15 protein-coding genes are annotated in these 16,508 nt (G+C 72.4%); 8 read left to right on the top strand and 7 right to left on the bottom strand.

Annotated features, from left to right (window positions below):
- Positions 1-28 precede the first annotated feature (28 nt).
- The gene (locus VAB18032_RS33255) at positions 29-160 is read right to left on the bottom strand and encodes a hypothetical protein (RefSeq protein ID WP_013736168.1); all 132 of its coding nucleotides are present in this window, start codon (positions 158-160) and stop codon (positions 29-31) included.
- Between the two features lie 126 nt (positions 161-286).
- The gene (locus tag VAB18032_RS27285) at positions 287-2,695 is read right to left on the bottom strand and encodes a S8 family serine peptidase (RefSeq protein ID WP_013736167.1); all 2,409 of its coding nucleotides are present in this window, start codon (positions 2,693-2,695) and stop codon (positions 287-289) included.
- 124 nt (positions 2,696-2,819) lie between these two features.
- Here VAB18032_RS27285 and VAB18032_RS27280 point away from each other — a divergent pair, with 124 nt between their 5' ends.
- Both VAB18032_RS27280 and VAB18032_RS27275 read left to right on the top strand, forming a co-directional pair.
- On the top strand, positions 2,820-4,637 hold the full coding sequence (locus tag VAB18032_RS27280) for a glycerol-3-phosphate dehydrogenase/oxidase (protein WP_013736166.1): 1,818 nt from the start codon (positions 2,820-2,822) through the stop codon (positions 4,635-4,637).
- Between the two features lie 85 nt (positions 4,638-4,722).
- Positions 4,723-5,232 (top strand): hypothetical protein, encoded by a 510-nt coding sequence (locus VAB18032_RS27275; protein WP_013736165.1) that lies wholly within the window; start codon positions 4,723-4,725, stop codon positions 5,230-5,232.
- Positions 5,233-5,265: 33 nt separating this feature from the next.
- On the opposite strand, the gene VAB18032_RS27270 is transcribed toward VAB18032_RS27275, so the two are convergent.
- Positions 5,266-6,666: an FAD-binding oxidoreductase gene (locus VAB18032_RS27270; RefSeq protein ID WP_013736164.1), complete on the bottom strand. Its 1,401-nt coding sequence runs from the start codon at positions 6,664-6,666 to the stop codon at positions 5,266-5,268.
- Positions 6,667-6,735: 69 nt separating this feature from the next.
- Here VAB18032_RS27270 and VAB18032_RS31340 point away from each other — a divergent pair, with 69 nt between their 5' ends.
- Positions 6,736-7,035: a DUF4031 domain-containing protein gene (locus tag VAB18032_RS31340; protein ID WP_043722087.1), complete on the top strand. Its 300-nt coding sequence runs from the start codon at positions 6,736-6,738 to the stop codon at positions 7,033-7,035.
- On the opposite strand, the gene VAB18032_RS31335 is transcribed toward VAB18032_RS31340, so the two are convergent.
- The gene (locus tag VAB18032_RS31335; protein ID WP_013736162.1) at positions 7,014-7,676 is read right to left on the bottom strand and encodes an HD domain-containing protein; all 663 of its coding nucleotides are present in this window, start codon (positions 7,674-7,676) and stop codon (positions 7,014-7,016) included. The two genes, VAB18032_RS31340 and VAB18032_RS31335, sit on opposite strands and share 22 nt — an antisense overlap.
- 98 nt (positions 7,677-7,774) lie before the next feature.
- Here VAB18032_RS31335 and VAB18032_RS27255 point away from each other — a divergent pair, with 98 nt between their 5' ends.
- A complete protein-coding gene (locus VAB18032_RS27255; RefSeq protein WP_043722083.1) occupies positions 7,775-9,037 on the top strand; it encodes an FUSC family protein in 1,263 nt (420 codons plus the stop codon).
- Between the two features lie 89 nt (positions 9,038-9,126).
- A complete protein-coding gene (locus VAB18032_RS27250) occupies positions 9,127-10,620 on the top strand; it encodes a PrsW family intramembrane metalloprotease (RefSeq protein WP_081476210.1) in 1,494 nt (497 codons plus the stop codon).
- A gap of 37 nt (positions 10,621-10,657) precedes the next feature.
- Here VAB18032_RS27250 and VAB18032_RS32430 read toward each other — a convergent pair whose 3' ends face one another.
- Both VAB18032_RS32430 and VAB18032_RS27245 read right to left on the bottom strand, forming a co-directional pair.
- On the bottom strand, positions 10,658-10,825 hold the full coding sequence (locus VAB18032_RS32430) for a hypothetical protein (protein WP_013736159.1): 168 nt from the start codon (positions 10,823-10,825) through the stop codon (positions 10,658-10,660).
- A 90-nt stretch (positions 10,826-10,915) separates the two neighbouring features.
- Positions 10,916-11,254 (bottom strand): GroES family chaperonin, encoded by a 339-nt coding sequence (locus VAB18032_RS27245; RefSeq protein ID WP_013736158.1) that lies wholly within the window; start codon positions 11,252-11,254, stop codon positions 10,916-10,918.
- Between the two features lie 160 nt (positions 11,255-11,414).
- On the opposite strand from VAB18032_RS27245, the gene VAB18032_RS27240 reads away from it, so the two are divergent.
- Positions 11,415-12,722, top strand: coding sequence for an AI-2E family transporter (locus VAB18032_RS27240; protein ID WP_148272344.1), 1,308 nt, complete (start codon positions 11,415-11,417; stop codon positions 12,720-12,722).
- 13 nt (positions 12,723-12,735) lie between these two features.
- Here the strand turns inward: VAB18032_RS27240 and VAB18032_RS27235 are convergent, their stop codons facing one another.
- Positions 12,736-14,880 carry an ATP-dependent DNA helicase gene (locus VAB18032_RS27235; RefSeq protein WP_043725882.1) on the bottom strand — a complete coding sequence of 715 codons (2,145 nt, stop codon included), beginning with the start codon at positions 14,878-14,880 and terminating at the stop codon, positions 12,736-12,738.
- Between the two features lie 136 nt (positions 14,881-15,016).
- Here VAB18032_RS27235 and VAB18032_RS27230 point away from each other — a divergent pair, with 136 nt between their 5' ends.
- Positions 15,017-15,523 carry a DUF402 domain-containing protein gene (locus VAB18032_RS27230; RefSeq protein WP_013736155.1) on the top strand — a complete coding sequence of 169 codons (507 nt, stop codon included), beginning with the start codon at positions 15,017-15,019 and terminating at the stop codon, positions 15,521-15,523.
- A gap of 355 nt (positions 15,524-15,878) precedes the next feature.
- Positions 15,879-16,505, top strand: a complete 627-nt coding sequence (locus tag VAB18032_RS27225) for a DUF47 domain-containing protein (RefSeq protein ID WP_013736154.1) — start codon at positions 15,879-15,881, stop codon at positions 16,503-16,505.
- Positions 16,506-16,508 lie beyond the last annotated feature (3 nt).

Raw genomic sequence — 16,508 nt, 5'->3', positions numbered from 1 at the left:
ATCATCGCCGATCCGGCGTCAGGCTCGCTCATGGCGAGGTGCTGATGCCGCCTCGAACACTCAACGGGTCGTCGACGCTGGACTTGGTGACCACCTGGATCACTCCGCAGCACAGGGCCACGACGAGGGCGGGCACGCCCAGCAGGACCAGCAGCGCCATGCCGCGCCACCGGGCAACCGACGGCGCCAGGGGAGCCCCGGGTGAATGACCGTGCATGAGCCTGCAAGATAGCAGTTCACGAACCGTTTGTGACCCCGTGGCGAGAGCTGCTCACATTGCGTGAGGTCAGCCGCGGGCGGCGCGTACGGCCGCGTACGCGTCGACCAGGCCGGCGCCGATCACGTTGCGGGTACCACCGCAGGCGTCGGTCCGCTCCGCCGAATCGGTACCGGTCGGCACGACGGTGGCCGTGTCGCGCAGCAGTTGCCGGGTCCGATCGAGGTCGCCGATCAGATCCGGATCGGCCGACCACATCAGCGCGACCACGCCCGCCACCTGCGGGGTGGCCATGGACGTGCCGTCGAGGGTGGCGTACCCGCCGCCGGGCATCGCGGAGAGCACGTCAGCTCCCGGGGCCATCAGGTCCGGTTTGGCCACCCCGCCGGGCGCCGGGCCCCGGGAGGAGAAGGCGGCGACCTGACGCCGCTGATCCACCGCGCCGACGGTGAGCACGTCCGGGTACGGCGCGGGCGGGTCCTGTACCGAATCGCAGAGCGGTCCGCTGTTGCCGGCCGCCGCGACGACCAGGATCCCCGCCGCCTCCAGCGCGTCCGTGGCCGGTCGTAGCGCACCCGGATCGCAGCCCTCGATCGGCGGGCAGCCCCACGAGTTGGTCAGGATCTCCGGTGCGCGGGACGGCCGACCGTCGGTGAACGGGTCACCGCCGGGTGGGAAGGGCGCCAGCATGAACTGGAGGCAGTCGAGGTAAGAGGCCGGATTACCGAGATTGCGGTCGAGGTTGACGCAGCCCACCCAGTTCGCCCCCGGCGCGACACCGATGCCGCCCCGGCCGACCGCGCTGCCCACCGTGTGGGTGCCGTGCCCGCTGCGGTCGGTCGGCGTACGGGTGCCGTTCCACGGATCGAACCAGGAATCGTCGCCGCCCCGGAAGTTCCCGACAAGCGTCGGATGCCGCCCGTCCACCCCGGAGTCGGAACTGCCCACGGTCACCCCGGCCCCGGTGACGCCCAGCGCGGACCAGACCCGGTCAGCGCCGATCATGGTGATGTTCCAGGGCGGGCCGTCCGGTGCCGGTGCGTCACCGACCGCCGGCGCGGCGGGCGCGGGCAACGGGCGCAACCGTTGGCTGACCAGCACCCGAGCCACCTCGGGCCGGCTGGACAGCCAGGCCCGTACCACCGGCCCACCGTCCACCTCGATCGCGTTGACCAGGTAGTACGGCCGGTGTTCCAGGCGCAGCCGGCGCAGGTCGCGACGCAACTCGGCCTGGGTCCGCTCGGCGGTGGCGACCAGTCGCCGGTACACCTGCTCGGCGCGGGCGTCGCGGCCTGCCTTACCCGTCCCGGCCGGCAGGTCGGCGAGATCCGCCTGTTCGTGCAGCAGCACGAAGAGCCGCTCACCGTGCAGGCCGGGCTGACCGACCCCGACTCCGATCGCACCGACCGCGACCAGCAGGACCAGCGCGGTCAGCCCGGCCAGCGCGGGGCGGGGCGGGCGTGCCGCCGGACGGGCCAGCAGCAGGCCGTACGCGATGGCCAGCACCAGCGCGACGACGAGCCCGGCACCGGTGGCGACCGCCACCCAGAACGGCACGTCCCGGGTGCTGGCGAGCAGCAGGCTGATCTCCTCCGGGTCGGTGAACGCCAGCGGACCGAACACGGTGAGCCCGACCAGCCAGGCGGTCCAGGTGCGGCCCGCGGTCCGGGGGTGTCGACGGGTCAGCGCGTGCAGCGCGGCAAGCGCGAAGCCCACCGGTGGCAGCGCCACCAGCAGCGGCAACTGGGCACCGGACTGGCCGGTGCCGGCACCGACCAGCAGCAGCACCACCCCCGCGACCAGCCCACCCAGCAGGACCAGTCGAGCCGGTCGGGGCGGCTGGCCACCGGTGAAGTGACCCCAGAACCGGGCATCGAGCAACGCCGCCGCCAGCGCTCCGACGGCCGCTGCGGCCAGCCCGGCGACTACGGTTTCCAGCAGACCACCGAGCGCGCCCAGCCAGACCCAGGGCACCAGCAGGGCCAGCCCGGCGGCCAGCGCCAGCCAGGTCGCCACCGATGGCCGCAGGGCGCGCGGCTGCGCCGGTGCCGGCCACCGGTCGGCCCCGGCCACCCGGCCCGACGCCCACCTGGCGACCAGCGCCAGCAGGGTGGCCGTGACGGCCAGCACGGCGAGGTACGCCTCGTGGTGCACCGGGGGGATCGCACGCAACAGCCCGAGTACGCCAAGCGTCAGCGTCCCGGCCAGCCACACCCGACCGGTGCTCCGGATCGTCGCCGAGCGGGGCACCATGGCCAGCGGCAGGGCGGCCGTGCCGATCGCGACGACGGTGAGCAAACTGACAAGTGGCCAGAGCAGCACCAGTCGATCCAGTGCGGTGAGCAGCAGCACCTGGTCGACCGCCCACCCGCCGGTCTGCGACACGACGGTGACCCCGACCGCCCAGCAGCCGATCAGCACCGTGGCGACGACCGCCCCAGGGCTGCTGGCACTGCCGGATGAGTAGTCCGCCCGCATCCGCACACCCTACGACGCAGGCAGTACCCGGCCGGTGGGCTCGGCACGAAGGGTGGACGAGGAGGGACCGGGCCAGCCCTGGCGGCGAAGGTCGCGGGTACGGCGGGACGGCTACGGTGGAGCGATGCGCGATCCACACGTACTGCGATCCGTCGCCGGACAACTCTCGTCCTCCCGCCGGGCCGGCGATCTGCGTCGGCTGCGGGCCGAGCGCTTCGACGTGCTGATCATCGGCGGTGGCGTGACCGGTGCGGGCGCGGCCGTCGACGCCGCGTCGCGAGGGCTGAAGGTGGCCCTGGTGGAGGCGCGGGACTTCGCGGCCGGCACCTCCAGCCGGTCCAGCAAGCTGATCCACGGCGGCCTGCGCTACCTGGAACAGTTGGAGTTCAACCTGGTGCACGAGGCGCTGACCGAGCGGGGGCTGCTGGCCACCCGGTTGGCGCCGCACCTGGTACGCCCGGTGCCGTTCCTGGTGCCGCTGCCCGCCGGTGACGGCGTACGCGGCCTGCCCGCCCGGATCGTCCGGCGGGCCTACTACGGCGCCGGGGTGGCCGCGTACGACGCCTTCGCGGGTCTGTTCGGCGGGGGTCGGGGCATGCCGTTGCACCGGCACCTGAGCCGGGAGGGGGCCCGCCGGATCTTCCCGAGCCTGCGCGCCGACGGGCTGGCCGGTGCGATCCGCTACTACGACGGACAGGTGGACGACGCCCGGCTGGTGGTCACCCTGGCCCGCACCGCCGCGAGCCTGGGGGCGACAGTGGTCAGCAGTGCCCAGGCGGTCGGCCTGATCCGGCAGGCCCGGGAGGTCACCGGGGTGCGGATCCGTGACCTGGAGGCGCCGGCCGGCTCCCCGGACGCCGAGTTCGAGGTGCAGGCGCGATCGGTGATCGCGGCGACCGGGGTGTGGACCGACGACATGTCCCGGATGCTCAACGACGTCGGGCTGCGCCCCGGCATCCGGGTACGGGCCTCCAAGGGCGTGCACCTGGTGGTGCCCCGCTCGGCGATCACCGGGGACACCGGGCTGATCCTGCGGACGGCGACAAGCGTGCTGTTCGTCATCCCGTGGGGCGGGCACTGGATCATCGGGACCACGGACACCGACTGGCGGTTGGACCGTTCCCACCCGGCGGCCTCCGCCAGCGACATCGACTACCTGCTGCGGCAGGTCAACACCGTGCTCGACCGGCCGCTGACCACCGCCGACATCGAGGGGGTCTACGCCGGGCTGCGCCCGCTGCTGGCCGGCGAGGCGGACTCCACCTCCAAGCTGTCCCGGGAACACGCGGTGATCGAGCCGATGCTCGGCCTGCTGCTGGTCGCCGGGGGCAAGTACACGACCTACCGGGTGATGGCCGCCGACGTGGTCGACCAGGCCGCGCGTCGGCTCGGCTGGCCACGGCCGTCGCGTACCGCCGACCTGCCGTTGCTCGGCGCCGACGGGTACGCGGCCATGTGGCGGGACCGGGCCGACCTGGCCCGCCGGCACGGGTTGCCGGTCGGCGTGGTGGAACACCTGCTCGAACGGTACGGCAGTCTGACCCTGGATCTGCTCGCCCTGATCGACGCGGATCCGCTGCTGGCCTCTCCGCTGGCCGGGGCGCCGGAGTACCTCGCGGCCGAGGTGACCTACGCGGCTCGGGCCGAGGGCGCGCTGCACCTGGAGGACGTGCTGACCCGGCGTACCCGGATCTCGTTCGAGACCACCCACCGGGGCCTGGAGTCGGCCGAGCACACGGCCGAGTTGATGGGCGCGGTGCTCGGGTGGGACGCCGACCGGCGGGCCCGGGAGGTGGCGCACTACCGGGCCCGGGTGATGGCCGAACGGCAGTCGCAGTTGATGCCGGACGACGCGACCGCCGACGCGGCCCGGCTCGGTGCGCCGGACGTGCGCGGCTACGCCGCCGACCGGGGTGCCGACGATGCCGGACTTCCACGCTGAGCAGTCCGCTTCGGGCATTGTTCGCGGTAGATGTCCACATGACGGGTTCCGCTCGCTACCTACGGTGGGGTAAGTTCCGCGCGTGATGGCGCTTTCCTGGTCACGGCTGGCTCACCTCTGCGCTTCCGCCCTACTGGCGGTTGCTGTCACAGGGTGCGCCCCGTTCGGCGACCAGCGCGACCCGGCGGGCCAACCGGCGGCGGCCGGTAACGCCGCCGGCAGCAGCGGCAAGTACCGGGTCAGCCTGCTGCAGAACGAGGGCACGGACGGCCCGCTGCGCACCCTGAACGTGGAGCCGGACGGGCGCTGGGAGTGCGTCGACTGCGCGGGCGACGGGGTGACCTCCACGGGCGCGTTGAGTCAGGAGCACTCGGAGCGGCTGCAGCTCCTGCTGGCCGACCCGGCGTTGGTGATGGAGACCGACGAGGCGCGCGGCTACAAGGTCACCTGCATCGGCGCGCTGACCTCCAGCCTGCTGACCACCGCCGGGCTGATCACCTCGCAGGACTGCCCGGGTGAGGAGCGCCCGCCGGTGGCGGAGGAGATCCTGCTGCTGCTCACCCAGAACACGCCCGCGCAGCTCACCTCGTCCTAGGCGGAGCGGGCCGACAGGCCCGGGTCGACCGCTTCAGAGCACCTTGCCGGGGTTGAGCAGCCCGGCCGGGTCCAGCGCGTTCTTGATCGCCTGGTGCACCCGTACGCCGACCGGCCCGATCTCCCGGGCCAACCAGTCCCGCTTGAGCAGACCGACGCCGTGCTCCCCGGTGCAGGTGCCGCCGAGCTCCAGACCGAGGCGCATGATCTCGTCGAAGGCCCGCCGGCCGCGTTCCAGGCTGGCCGGGTCGTTGCGGTCCACCACGATGTTGGGGTGCATGTTGCCGTCGCCGGCATGACCGACGACACCGATCGGCACCGCACACTCCGCAGCGATCCGGGCCACCCCGTCGAGGAGGGCGGCCAACGCGCCCCGGGGCACCGCCAGGTCGTCGATGATCAAGCCGCCGTTGCCGCCCGGGTACGTGTCGGCGGCGTACTTCTCCATCGCCGGATGGGCCAGCCGGCGGGCCTGCAACAGGGCGGCGGCCTCCGCCGCGTCGGTGGCCGCGTACACCTCCTCGGCGCCGGCCGCCGTGCATACCGCGGCCAGTTCGGCCAGGTCCTCGGCGGCCCGTGGGCCGGTGTCGGCGGCGGCCAGCAGCAGCGCCTCGGCGTCGGTCCGCAAACCCATCGGCCGGTACGCCTCGATCGCCACCAGATGGGTGCGGTCGAGCAGTTCGAGCAGGCTGGGGGAGAGGCCCTGGGCGGCGATCCGGGCCACCGCCTCGCCGGCCGCGCCGGTCGAGCCGAAGACGGCGACCAGGGTCAGCGACGCCGCCGGGGCGGGTCGCAGCGCCACCGTCACCTCGGTGATCACCCCGAGGGTGCCCTCCGAGCCCACGAAGAGCCGGGTCAGGTCGTACCCGGCGACCCCCTTGGCGGTACGTCGTCCGGTGCGCAGCACCTCGCCGGAGGCGAGCACCACCTCCAGCCCGAGCACGTACTCGGTGGTCACGCCGTACTTGACGCAGCACATCCCGCCCGCGTTGGTGGCGACGTTGCCGCCGATGGTGGACGACTCCCACGAGCCCGGATCCGGCGGATACCAGAGCCCGTGCTCGGCCACTGCGGCGGTGAGCGCCGCGTTGACCACGCCGGGCTGCACCACGGCGATCCGGCTCACCGGGTCGATCTCCAGGATGGCGTCCATCGCCGTGGTGCTGAGCACCACCGCGCCGTCGACCGCGTTCGCCGCCCCAGCCAGCCCGGTCCGCGCCCCCTGCGGCACCACGGGTACGCCGTACCGCCCGGCCGCGCGGACCACGGCGGCCACCTCCTCGGTGCTGCGCGGCCGGGTTACCACCACTGGCGTGCCGGAAGCGCACAGGTCGGCCTCGTCGCGCTCGTACCCGCGCAGCAGGTCCGGATCGGTGAGCACTGCGTCCGGCCCGAGGGCGGCGCGCAGGTCGTCGAGGAGGAGGGAGGCGGCCATGTCGCCGAGGCTACGGCCGGCCGCCGGTGATCATCAAACGGATGCCCGGTCCCGGGTACCGTGGCTGCCGTGATCTACCTGGACCGGCCGGCCTGGCCGGCGCGTGGTCGTCTCTGGTCACACCTGATCAGCGACGTCTCCCTCGCCGAACTGCACGTCTTCGCCGAGGCGCTGGGCGCACCCCGGCGCGGCTTCGACCGCGACCACTACGACATCCCCGCCGACCGGTTCGACATGGCGGTCTGGCTCGGTGCCGAGGTACGGCCCAGCCGCGACCTGGTCCGCCTGCTGTACGCGGCGAACCTCCGCCGCCCCAAACACCTGCACCGGGTGCCGAGGTCAGCCGGTCAGTCGGCCGTGACGTCCTGATCCGTCGCCTGGAGGGTGCCCAGTTCGCGGGCGAGGTTGGCCCGGGCTCGGGGCTCCCAGCGGGTGGCCGGCTCCAGCAGGCGGAAGATGCCGGGCAGGGCGAGCAGGTGGGTGAGCACCTGGGCGCGGCCGATCCGGTAGGCGGCCGGCGGCACGTGGGCGTACTCGCGGCGGATCGCGCTCGCGTACCTGTCGTACTCCGGCTCGGCTGCGGCCAGCACGGCCAGGTCGGCGTCGCAGAGCAGCACCCCGTCGGCGTCCGCCGGATCCACCTGGTGCCCGGCGGTGAGCAGCACCAGCCGGCGCACCTCGGCCACCTCGGGACCGGGCAGCCCGGCGCGGGTGAGCAGGGTATCGGCGAGCGCGGCGCTGTCGCGTTCGTTGCGGTCGCCCGGCGCCCGTGGGTCGTACACCGCGTCATGGCACCAGGCGGCGAGCCGGACCAGGTCCGGGCGCTGCCCGGCCGAGGCGTACCGGTCGACGACGTCGAGTACGGCGGTCAGGTGGTCGACCGTGTGGTAGTGCCGGTGCGGCTCCCGCCACCGTTCGAGCAGTTCGCTCCCGGTCGCCTCGATCGCCGCAGGGTCACTCGCCCCGGCGGCCCGGACGGTAGTACGCCACCGCTCGATCAGTCCCGCCATCCGGTCAGTCTGCCGTATCGGGGGACATCGTCGGCCCGACGGTGCGATCGGTACCGCTGCGCGAGGATTGTCCCGGCGCGCGGCGGGTAGTAGCGGCCATGGCGGAGGCCCAGGAGCGACGTTTTCGAGTGCTGCGCCGTGACCGGATACGCCAGAGCCTGTCCGACGTGGGCACGGCACGGATCACCGAAATTGCAGCGCAGGTGCGCCAACGGGGCAAAGCGACCCTGCACGACCGCCTGCACCGGGTCCGGATGTCGCTCGCCCTGGCCGTACAGGCGGGTCTTGCGGCCGGACTGAGCTGGGTGGCCGCGCACGAACTGCTGGGCAACCCGCAGCCGGTCTTCGCCCCGATCTCCGCAGTGGGCACCCTCGCCGTCTCGGTGGGGCAGCGATTCCGGCGGACCGTGGAGCTGATCATCGGAGTGGCGGTCGGGGTGGCGGTCGGCGACATCCTCGTCCACTTTCTCGGCACCGGTCCGTGGCAGCTCGCGCTGGTCGTCACCGTCGCCATCCTGCTGACCATCTTCGCCGGAGGAAGCGTCGCCATCGTCATCCAGGCCGCCGCGACCGCGGTCCTGATCGTGACCCTCAGCCCGACGGTCGAAGCCCTGGAGATACCCCGGTTCGTCGACGCGTTCGTCGGCGGTGGCATCGCGCTGCTGGTCACCGCGATCCTGCTGCCGCTCAACCCGTTGCGGGTGCTCAACCGGGCCGCCCGGCCCGCCCTGGACCTGCTCGCCGACCAGCTCGACGCCGCCGCCGACGGGCTGCGCGCCCGGGACCGGGACAAGGTCCAGACGGCGCTGGACCGGCTGCGCGACAACAAGGCGGAACTGGCCACCCTCACCGAGGCGATCGAGGGCGCCAAGGAGACCGCCCTGCTCTCCCCGGCGCGCTGGCACCGGCGCAGCGAACTCACCCACTATGCCGAGGCGGCCGACCCGATCGATCGGGCGATGCGTAACAGCGGCACCCTGATCCGGCGTGCGGTCACCCTGATCGAGGACGCCGAACCGGTGCCGGAGCCGATGCCGGACGCGGTCGCCCATCTCGCCGAGGCGGTCCGCCTGCTCAAGCGCGAGTTCGCCCAGGGTGAGGAGCCCGAGCGGGCCCGGGAACGCTCGCTGCGCGCGGTCAGCGATGCCGGCCGGGCGTACGCCGAGGGGGTCGGCTTCTCCGGCAGTGTGGTGGTGGCCCAGGTGCGTACCACCGCCAGCGACCTGATTGTGGCCTCGGGGATCAGCCAGGAGGAGGCGAACCGGATGGTCCGGCAGTCCTTCGGCGAGACCGACAGGCCCGGTTCCCCGGCCGGCCCGGAACCGGAAGTGAAGCAGCCCACCGCGCCGCCGGTCGGCTGAGCACGTCCGCCCGGCTCTGGAACACCCCCGCCCGGTGTGAAGCGCGCCCGCCCGAGCCCGGAGCACACAGGTGGCCGGCGTTGCCGCCGATGTCTGCGGCTCGGCGAGCCGGCCATGACTACGCTGACCGTATGGCCGACACCCCGTCCGGCGGTCCCCTGCCGCCGTCGCCGCCCGTGCCCGCCGCGCCGCCCGGGGGGAACGGGGCACCTGGAGTGCCCCGTCGTCGGCTGGGTTGGCGCCGCGCCCTGGTGCTGAGCGGGGCGATCCTGCTGATCGCGGCCTGTGCGATCTTCATGCTCTTCACGCTCGGCACCAACCTCGGTACGGAGGCGCTGCTGATCGGTGCCGCCGCCGCGATCCTGCCGGTTCCGGTGCTGGTGGCCTGCTTCCTCTGGCTGGACCGGTACGAACCGGAGCCGCTCAAATACCTGATCTTCTGCTTCGGCTGGGGTGCCTTCGTCTCCACCGCGGCATCCCTGCTGGTCAACGAGACCGCCGCCGGGTGGTTCGAGGATCAGGGCCTGCCCGTCGCGCTCACCGCCGTGCTGGTCGCCCCCTTCATCGAGGAGCTGACCAAGGCGATCGCCCCGATCCTGCTGCTGGTGTTCCGGCGTCGGGAGTGGTCCGGCATCACCGACGGCCTGGTCTACTGCGGGTTGTCCGCGATCGGCTTCGCGATGGTGGAGAACATCCTCTACCTCGGTGGGCACGGGTACGCCTCGGGTGCGGAGCAGTACGGCCCGGCCACCGGGGCGCAGCAGGTGATCGCCATCTTCATCGTCCGGATCCTGCTGTTCGGGTTCGCCCATCCCCTGTTCACCGCGATGACCGGTATCGGGCTCGGCATCGCCGCGCGGACGGCGGACCGTCGGGTCCGGGTGTTCGCACCGATCGCCGGTCTGCTGCTGGCGATGATGCTGCACGGGGCGTGGAACCTGATCCCGACGCTCACCCAGGCCACCGGCCAGGTGCTGATCTCGCTCTTCGGCTTCGTCGGCGTGATGGTGCCGATCTTCTTCGGCATGGTCGGCCTGGCGGTGTGGCTACGGGCCTGGGAGGGTCGCCTCACCGAGCGGATCCTGCCTGACTACGTACGCGCCGGTTGGCTCACGCCACCGGAGGTGGCGGCGCTGAGCAGTCTCGGTCGCCGGCACGCGGCCCGGGCCTGGGCCCGGCGGGTGGCCGGCGACGCCGGTCTGCGCGCCATGCGCGGCTACCAGTTCGCGGCGACCCGGTTGGCGCTGCTGCGCGACGGCTCCCTGCGCGGACTGGACCGTCGACCCGTCGACCGGGAGCGGACGGCGCGGGAGGAACGGGAGCTGCTGGACTCGATAAGCGTCTACCGGTCGTTCTTCGTGGGACGGGACCCGCAGACACCTGTCGGCGTCTGGGACGGTCACCGTTACCATCTGCGCTTTCCGGACGGATCGAAGCGTACGGTGGACGCGCCGGAGGATCCGGTGGTCCCGATCCCGGTGGTGCTCGCCGCGCCCCCGCCGCCTGCGCCCTACCCGGGTCACCACCCTCCGCCGGGCTGGTACGGACCGCGCCCGGTGACACCCTGGCCACCGCACCGCTGACCGGTCCGTCGAGGCTGCCGGTCGACTCGGCGCGTGGTCAGGTCATCAGGCTGGTGAGGAAGTCCCCGAACCCCTGGGCCATCATCACCAGGGCGCCGCCGATCGCCTTGAACATCTGCGCCGCGCCCTCGGGGCGGAACGCCATGAAGTAGATCAGGAACGCGAGGCTTCCCCAGGCCAGCACCTTCTTCACGAATACCGGCATCGTCCCTCCCCAGGGCCGGTGGTGCGGCTGGCTTCCCGCCGGGGAGCGTGGCAAACGACGCGGACCGTGTCGGTGCGGTACCGGGGAGGCTCAGAGGTAGAGCCCGGTGGCGTCTTCCTCGACTCGTTCGGCGGCCACCGCGTGCACGTCGCGCTCGCGCAACAACACGTAGCCGCGCCCGTGCAACTCGACCTCGGAACGGTCGTCGGGGTCGAAGAGCACCCGGTCGCCGGAGACGATGGAGCGGACGTTGGGCCCCACGCCCACGGCGGTGGCCCAGGCCAGTCGCTTGCCCACGGCTGCGGTGGCCGGGATCACGATGCCGGCGGTGGAGCGGCGCTCCCCCTCGCTGCCCTCCATGCGCACCAGGACCCGGTCATGCAGCAGCCGGATGGGGAGGCCGGAGTCGAGGTTGTGGTCGGCTGTCACGTCGCAGACGCTACCGTGTCGTTTCCGGCAAGCCGCCGGTGGTCTGCGATTCACCGGACCGTCAGCGGGGCAATGTGTGGTGGAAACCTGACCTACTGTCGAGTCGCCGGGCGTATCCTGTCCGCCCTGGCGCCGTGCACGGGCCGAATCCTGCCGGGAGGTGCGCTTGAGCCGATTCGAGCGGTTACGTGGACGGTTGCGCCGCGCGTACGAGTCGGGCCGGGACACGGTCCGCGCCGCCCGCAGCACGCCGCCCGATGTGCCCACGCCGGCCCGGGCGGCCTCGCCGTCGGAACCGGGGCCGGTGGCACCGCCGGCCGCCACCGTGGTCGGCGCGGAGCCACCGTCCCCGGCCCTGCACCACTCCACCTCCAGTCGCGACGACGCGGACGTGCCGCACGCGCTGCGCATCGCCGCCGCCTGGTCGTGGCGGCTGATCGTCGTCGGCGTGGTGTTCTGGGCGCTGGTGAAGCTGGTCAGCACCATCAGCATCGTGATCATTCCGCTCGCGGTGGCGATGCTGCTCTCGGCGTTGCTGGCACCGGCGGTGGGTTGGCTGCTGCGGGCCCGGCTGCCGAAGTCGCTGGCGACCGCGGTGGTGCTGGTCGCCGGGCTCGCCGCGGTGGTCGGCACGCTGACCCTGGTGGTCAACGAGTTCATCAAGGGTGTGCCGGAGTTGGCCGCGAAGTCGAGCCAGGGCCTGCAACAGATCCAGGACTGGTTGAAGACCGGGCCGCTGCACCTGTCGGACAACGACCTCGACCGCTATCTCGAAGAGGCCCAACAGTGGGTCAACAACAACACCGAGCAGTTCACCAGCGGGGCGCTCTCCACCGCGACGACGCTGGCAGAGGTGCTGACCGGCACGATCCTGGTGCTGTTCGCGGCGTTCTTCTTCCTGCGTGACGGCAACATGATCTGGCGCTTCGTGGTCCGGCTGCTGCCGGTCGCCGCCCGTTGGAAGGTCGACGACGCGGGGCGCGCCTCCTGGGCCACCCTGGTCGCCTACGTCAGGGCGACGGTGCTTGTCGCCTTCATCGACGCCGTGGGAATCGGCATCTTCCTGGTCATCTTCGACATCCCGTTCGCCTTCCCGCTGGCCGCCCTGGTGTTCCTCGGTGCGTTCATCCCGATCATCGGCGCGACGCTCTCCGGTGGCGTGGCGGTGCTCGTCGCTCTCGTCGACAGCGGGCCGGTCACCGCGCTGATCATCCTCGGTGTGGTGATCGGGGTGCAGCAGGTCGAGGGGCACATCCTCCAGCCGTTGATCATGGGCCGGGCGGTGGCCATCCACCCGCTCGCGGTGATCATCGGGCTGGCCGCCGGTGTGGTGCTCGCCGGGATCACCGGAGCGCTGGTCGCGGTCCCGCTGATCGCGGTACTCAACACCGCGGTACGTCGGCTCGCCGCCCGTACCGTTCCCGACACCCCGCCCGACGCGGTCGTCGTCGCCTCCCGCGCACCCTGACCGCGCTGGTCGGTCAGCTGTCGGCCAGCCGGGTCAGCGCACCCCGGACCACTTCCCTGCGGGTGGTGTACCAGAACGGCGGCAGCGACCGGCGCAGGAACGGGCCGTAGCCCCGGGCGGTTTCCAGCCGCGAGTCGAGCACGGCCACCACGCCACGGTCGCCGGAGGCGCGAATCAGCCGCCCGACGCCCTGCGCCAGCCGGACCGCGGCGATTGGCACGCTGACCGCGGCGAACCCGGACCCACCCTGCGCGTCCACCGCCGCCGCCCGGGCCGCGGCCAGCGGCTCGTCGGGCCGGGGAAACGGCAGCCGGTCGATCACGACGAGCTGGCACGAGTCACCTGGCACGTCCACGCCCTGCCACAGGGACATCACCCCGAACAGGCAGCTCGACCGTTCCTCCCGGAAGCGGCGGACCAGCAGCGGCAGGGCCTCCTCACCCTGCAACAGCACGGGCAGGTCGGTGCGGGCCCGCAGCAGCTCCGCGGCCTGGGTGGCGGCCCGCCGGGAGGAGAACAACCCGAGCGTACGACCACCCAGCGCGGTGACCAGTTCGAGCAACTCCTCCCCGGCGGCGTCGGGCAGCCCGGAGACGCTGGGGCGGGGCAGGTGCGCGGCCACGTAGAGGATCCCCTGGCGGGGGTAGTCGAACGGAGAGCCGACGTCCAGCGAACGCCAGCCCGGCCCCGAGTCGGCGTACTGGTTGGGGGAGTCCTTGGCGCTGCCGCCGGCGGTCGGTGCGGTGCCGCCCGGTCGTACGGTCGAGGCGGCGAGCGCCTCGGCGGCCGGCGACGGCGGGCCGGGCGGTGGCGCTTCGAGGCCCAGCGCCCGGGCCACTGTGTCGAAGCGCCCGCCCAGTGCGAGCGTCGCCGAGGTGGCCACCACCGTCCGCTCGTCGTACAGGTGGGTGGCGAGCGTACCGGCGACCGACAGCGGTGCCACCACCAGCGCCCGGCGGCCGGTGTTGTCGTTGCGTTCCACCCAGGCGACGTCGTGCTCTGCCTCCTCCAGCAGCCGCTGGGCGGTGGTGGACATCTCGTCGAGGACGGCTTTGGCCTGCTGTTTGCGGACCGGGTCCGGGTCGTCGGCCTTGATGTCGCCGATGGCGTCCAGGGCGGCCCGGGTCGCGGCGTCCAGCAACGTGCACGCCTCCCGCAACGGGCCCGGGAGGCCGCTGGTGATCCGTCCGGCCGGGGCCTCGGCCAGCCCGATCGCGAGAGCGTCACCGGCCTCGGTCAGCATCTCGGCCGTCTCCGGACGCAGCAACGGGCGGGCCCGCCGGGCAGAGCGGTCGATGAGATCCGGGGTCAGTTCCGCCTGCGCCGCCGAGGAGACCCGATCGGCCAGTTCGTGCGCCTCGTCGACGACCAGCAGCCGGTGCGGCGGGACGATGTGTCGTCCGGCGAGCATGTCGACCGCGAGCAGACTGTGGTTGGTCACCACGATGTCGGCCTCCCGGGCCCGGGCGCGGGATGCCTCCGCGAAGCACTCCGCACCGTACGGGCAGCGGGCCGCGCCGACGCACTCGCGGGCCGGCATCGAGGCCAGCCGCCAGGCCTGGTCGTCGACGCCCGGGTCGAGTTCGTCCCGGTCGCCGGTGTCGGTCTCCAACGCCCAGTCCCGCAGGCGTTGGATCTGCTTGCCGAGGCGGCCCGCCTCACCGAGCCAGCGGGCGCCGCCACCGGGCCGCTCGGCCGGAGCGTCGAAGAGGGTGTCCGCCGGCTCGTCCTCGGTCGAGTTGTCCAGGCGGGCCAGGCAGAGGTAGTGGTGACGGCCCTTGAGCACGGCGTACGTCGGGCGTCGTCCCAGCAGCGGCTCGACCGCGTCGGCGAGCCGGGGCAGATCGTGCTCGACCAGCTGGGACTGCAACGCCAGGGTGGCGGTGGAGATCACCACCGGGCCGTCGACGGTGAGCGCGGGAGCGAGATAGGCAAGCGACTTGCCGGTGCCGGTGCCGGCCTGCACCAGCAGGTGCTCACCGGAGGCCACGCACTCCTCGATCGCCGTGGCCATCTGCTGCTGACCCGGACGAGCGCTGCCACCGGGCACCGCACCGACCGCGGCGGCCAACAACTCGGCCCCACCCGGGCGATCACCGGACCGACGGGCCCTGCTGCGGGTCGAGGCGGAGCCGGTGGCGGTGCGGGGCGGGGTCACCGTGGCACGGTACCCGCCGGGACCGACGCGGGCGGTACCGATCGGACCGTGTTGCGGTTCACGCAGCGGATACCGCCCTTGCGTCCGGTAACTTCCCGACGGCGCGGCGTGGGCGTAATCGGTTAGGGTGCGACTCATGCCGAGCGACGTGGTCCGAGTGATCTACCGCAAGTACGACGGCAGCGCCCACCGGGACTATCCGGCTCGCCGGCTGGCAGAGGACGACCTCGGCATCTGGCTCGGTGTGCCGGCCGGCACCAGCTCGGTATATCACGGTCGCCCCTCGGTGGAGCAGATCCCCTTCGTCCTGCTGGTGCCACACCAGGCCTGGTGGACGGGCATGTTCAACCCGCCGCCGCGGACCAGCGAGGTCTACTGCGACATCGCCACCCCGGCGCGCTGGGAGGGCGAGGAGACCGTACACCTGGTCGACCTGGACCTGGACGTGGTCCGCCGCCGGGAAACCGGCCTGGTCGAGTTGCGCGACGAGGACGAGTTCGCCGAGCACCGGGCCCGGTTCGGCTACCCGGACGATCTGGTGGTCGAGGCGGAGGCGGCGTCCCGCTGGCTGCTCACCGCGCTGGGCGATGGCACGGAGCCGTTCGCCACCTCGTACCGTAAGTGGCTCGCCCTGGTGGTCTGACCTGGCGAAGGTCCTGGTCAGGCCGGGGCCGACCCGCCGCGCATCTACCCGGACGCCGAGCGGACGCGCCGGCGACGGGTGATGATGCAGCGATGGAGCACGACGGCGTGAGACGTTCGACACCCTGCTCTCGGGGGATCCACCGCCCGGCTTCGACGTCGTGTGGGCGTGCGAAGGCGCGTTGTCGGGCGCGGTGGAAAGCGGTGAAGGTGAACGGAAGTTGAACGACCGGTGAATGACACCTGGCCAGGGGTGGGCCGCCGAATCGCCGGTCGAACCGTTCCCTAGCATTCCCTCAGCAGAGCGCCGGACAGCGCGCTGACACCCCTTCCGCCGACACGACGAGGTCCGTGCTGTGAAGTTTTCCTTCCGCCCCAACGAGGGCGCCTTCTACGAGCTCTTCACCAGGGCCGCGCAGAACCTGGTCCGGGGTACCGAGCTGCTCAACGAACTCGCCCTGCCCGACGTCGAGGTGCAGTCGGTCAGCGAGCGGCTCACCGAGGTCGAGCACGACAGCGACAAGATCACACACGAGCTGTACAAGAAGATCAACTCGACCTTCGTCACCCCGTTCGACCGGGAGGACATATACCGACTCGGCTCGCTGCTCGACGACGTGATGGACCACCTGGAGGCGGTGGGCAACCTGCTCTACCTCTACGGGCTGACCAAGCTGCCGTCGCTGCCGCGGGAGATGCACGAGTTGGTGCACGTGCTGGACCAGCAGGCGAAGCTGACCGCCGAGGCGATGCCCCGACTGAAGTCGATGAAGGATCTTGAGGATTACTGGATCGAGATCAACCGGCTGGAGAACGACGGCGACCAGGCGTACCGGATGCTGCTGGTGCGCCTCTTCTCCGGCGAGTACGACGCGTTGACCGTGCTGAAGATGAAGGAGGTCGCGGACGAGCTGGAGGCCGCCTGCGACTCCTTCGAGCACGTGGCCAACACCGTCGAGACCATCGCGGTCAAGGAGTCCTGATCC

The sequence above is a fragment of the Micromonospora maris AB-18-032 genome (assembly GCF_000204155.1).
Taxonomy (GTDB): domain Bacteria; phylum Actinomycetota; class Actinomycetes; order Mycobacteriales; family Micromonosporaceae; genus Micromonospora; species Micromonospora gifhornensis.
Note: the sequence above shows the minus strand (reverse complement) of the source record. Positions and strands in the feature narration are given on the sequence as shown.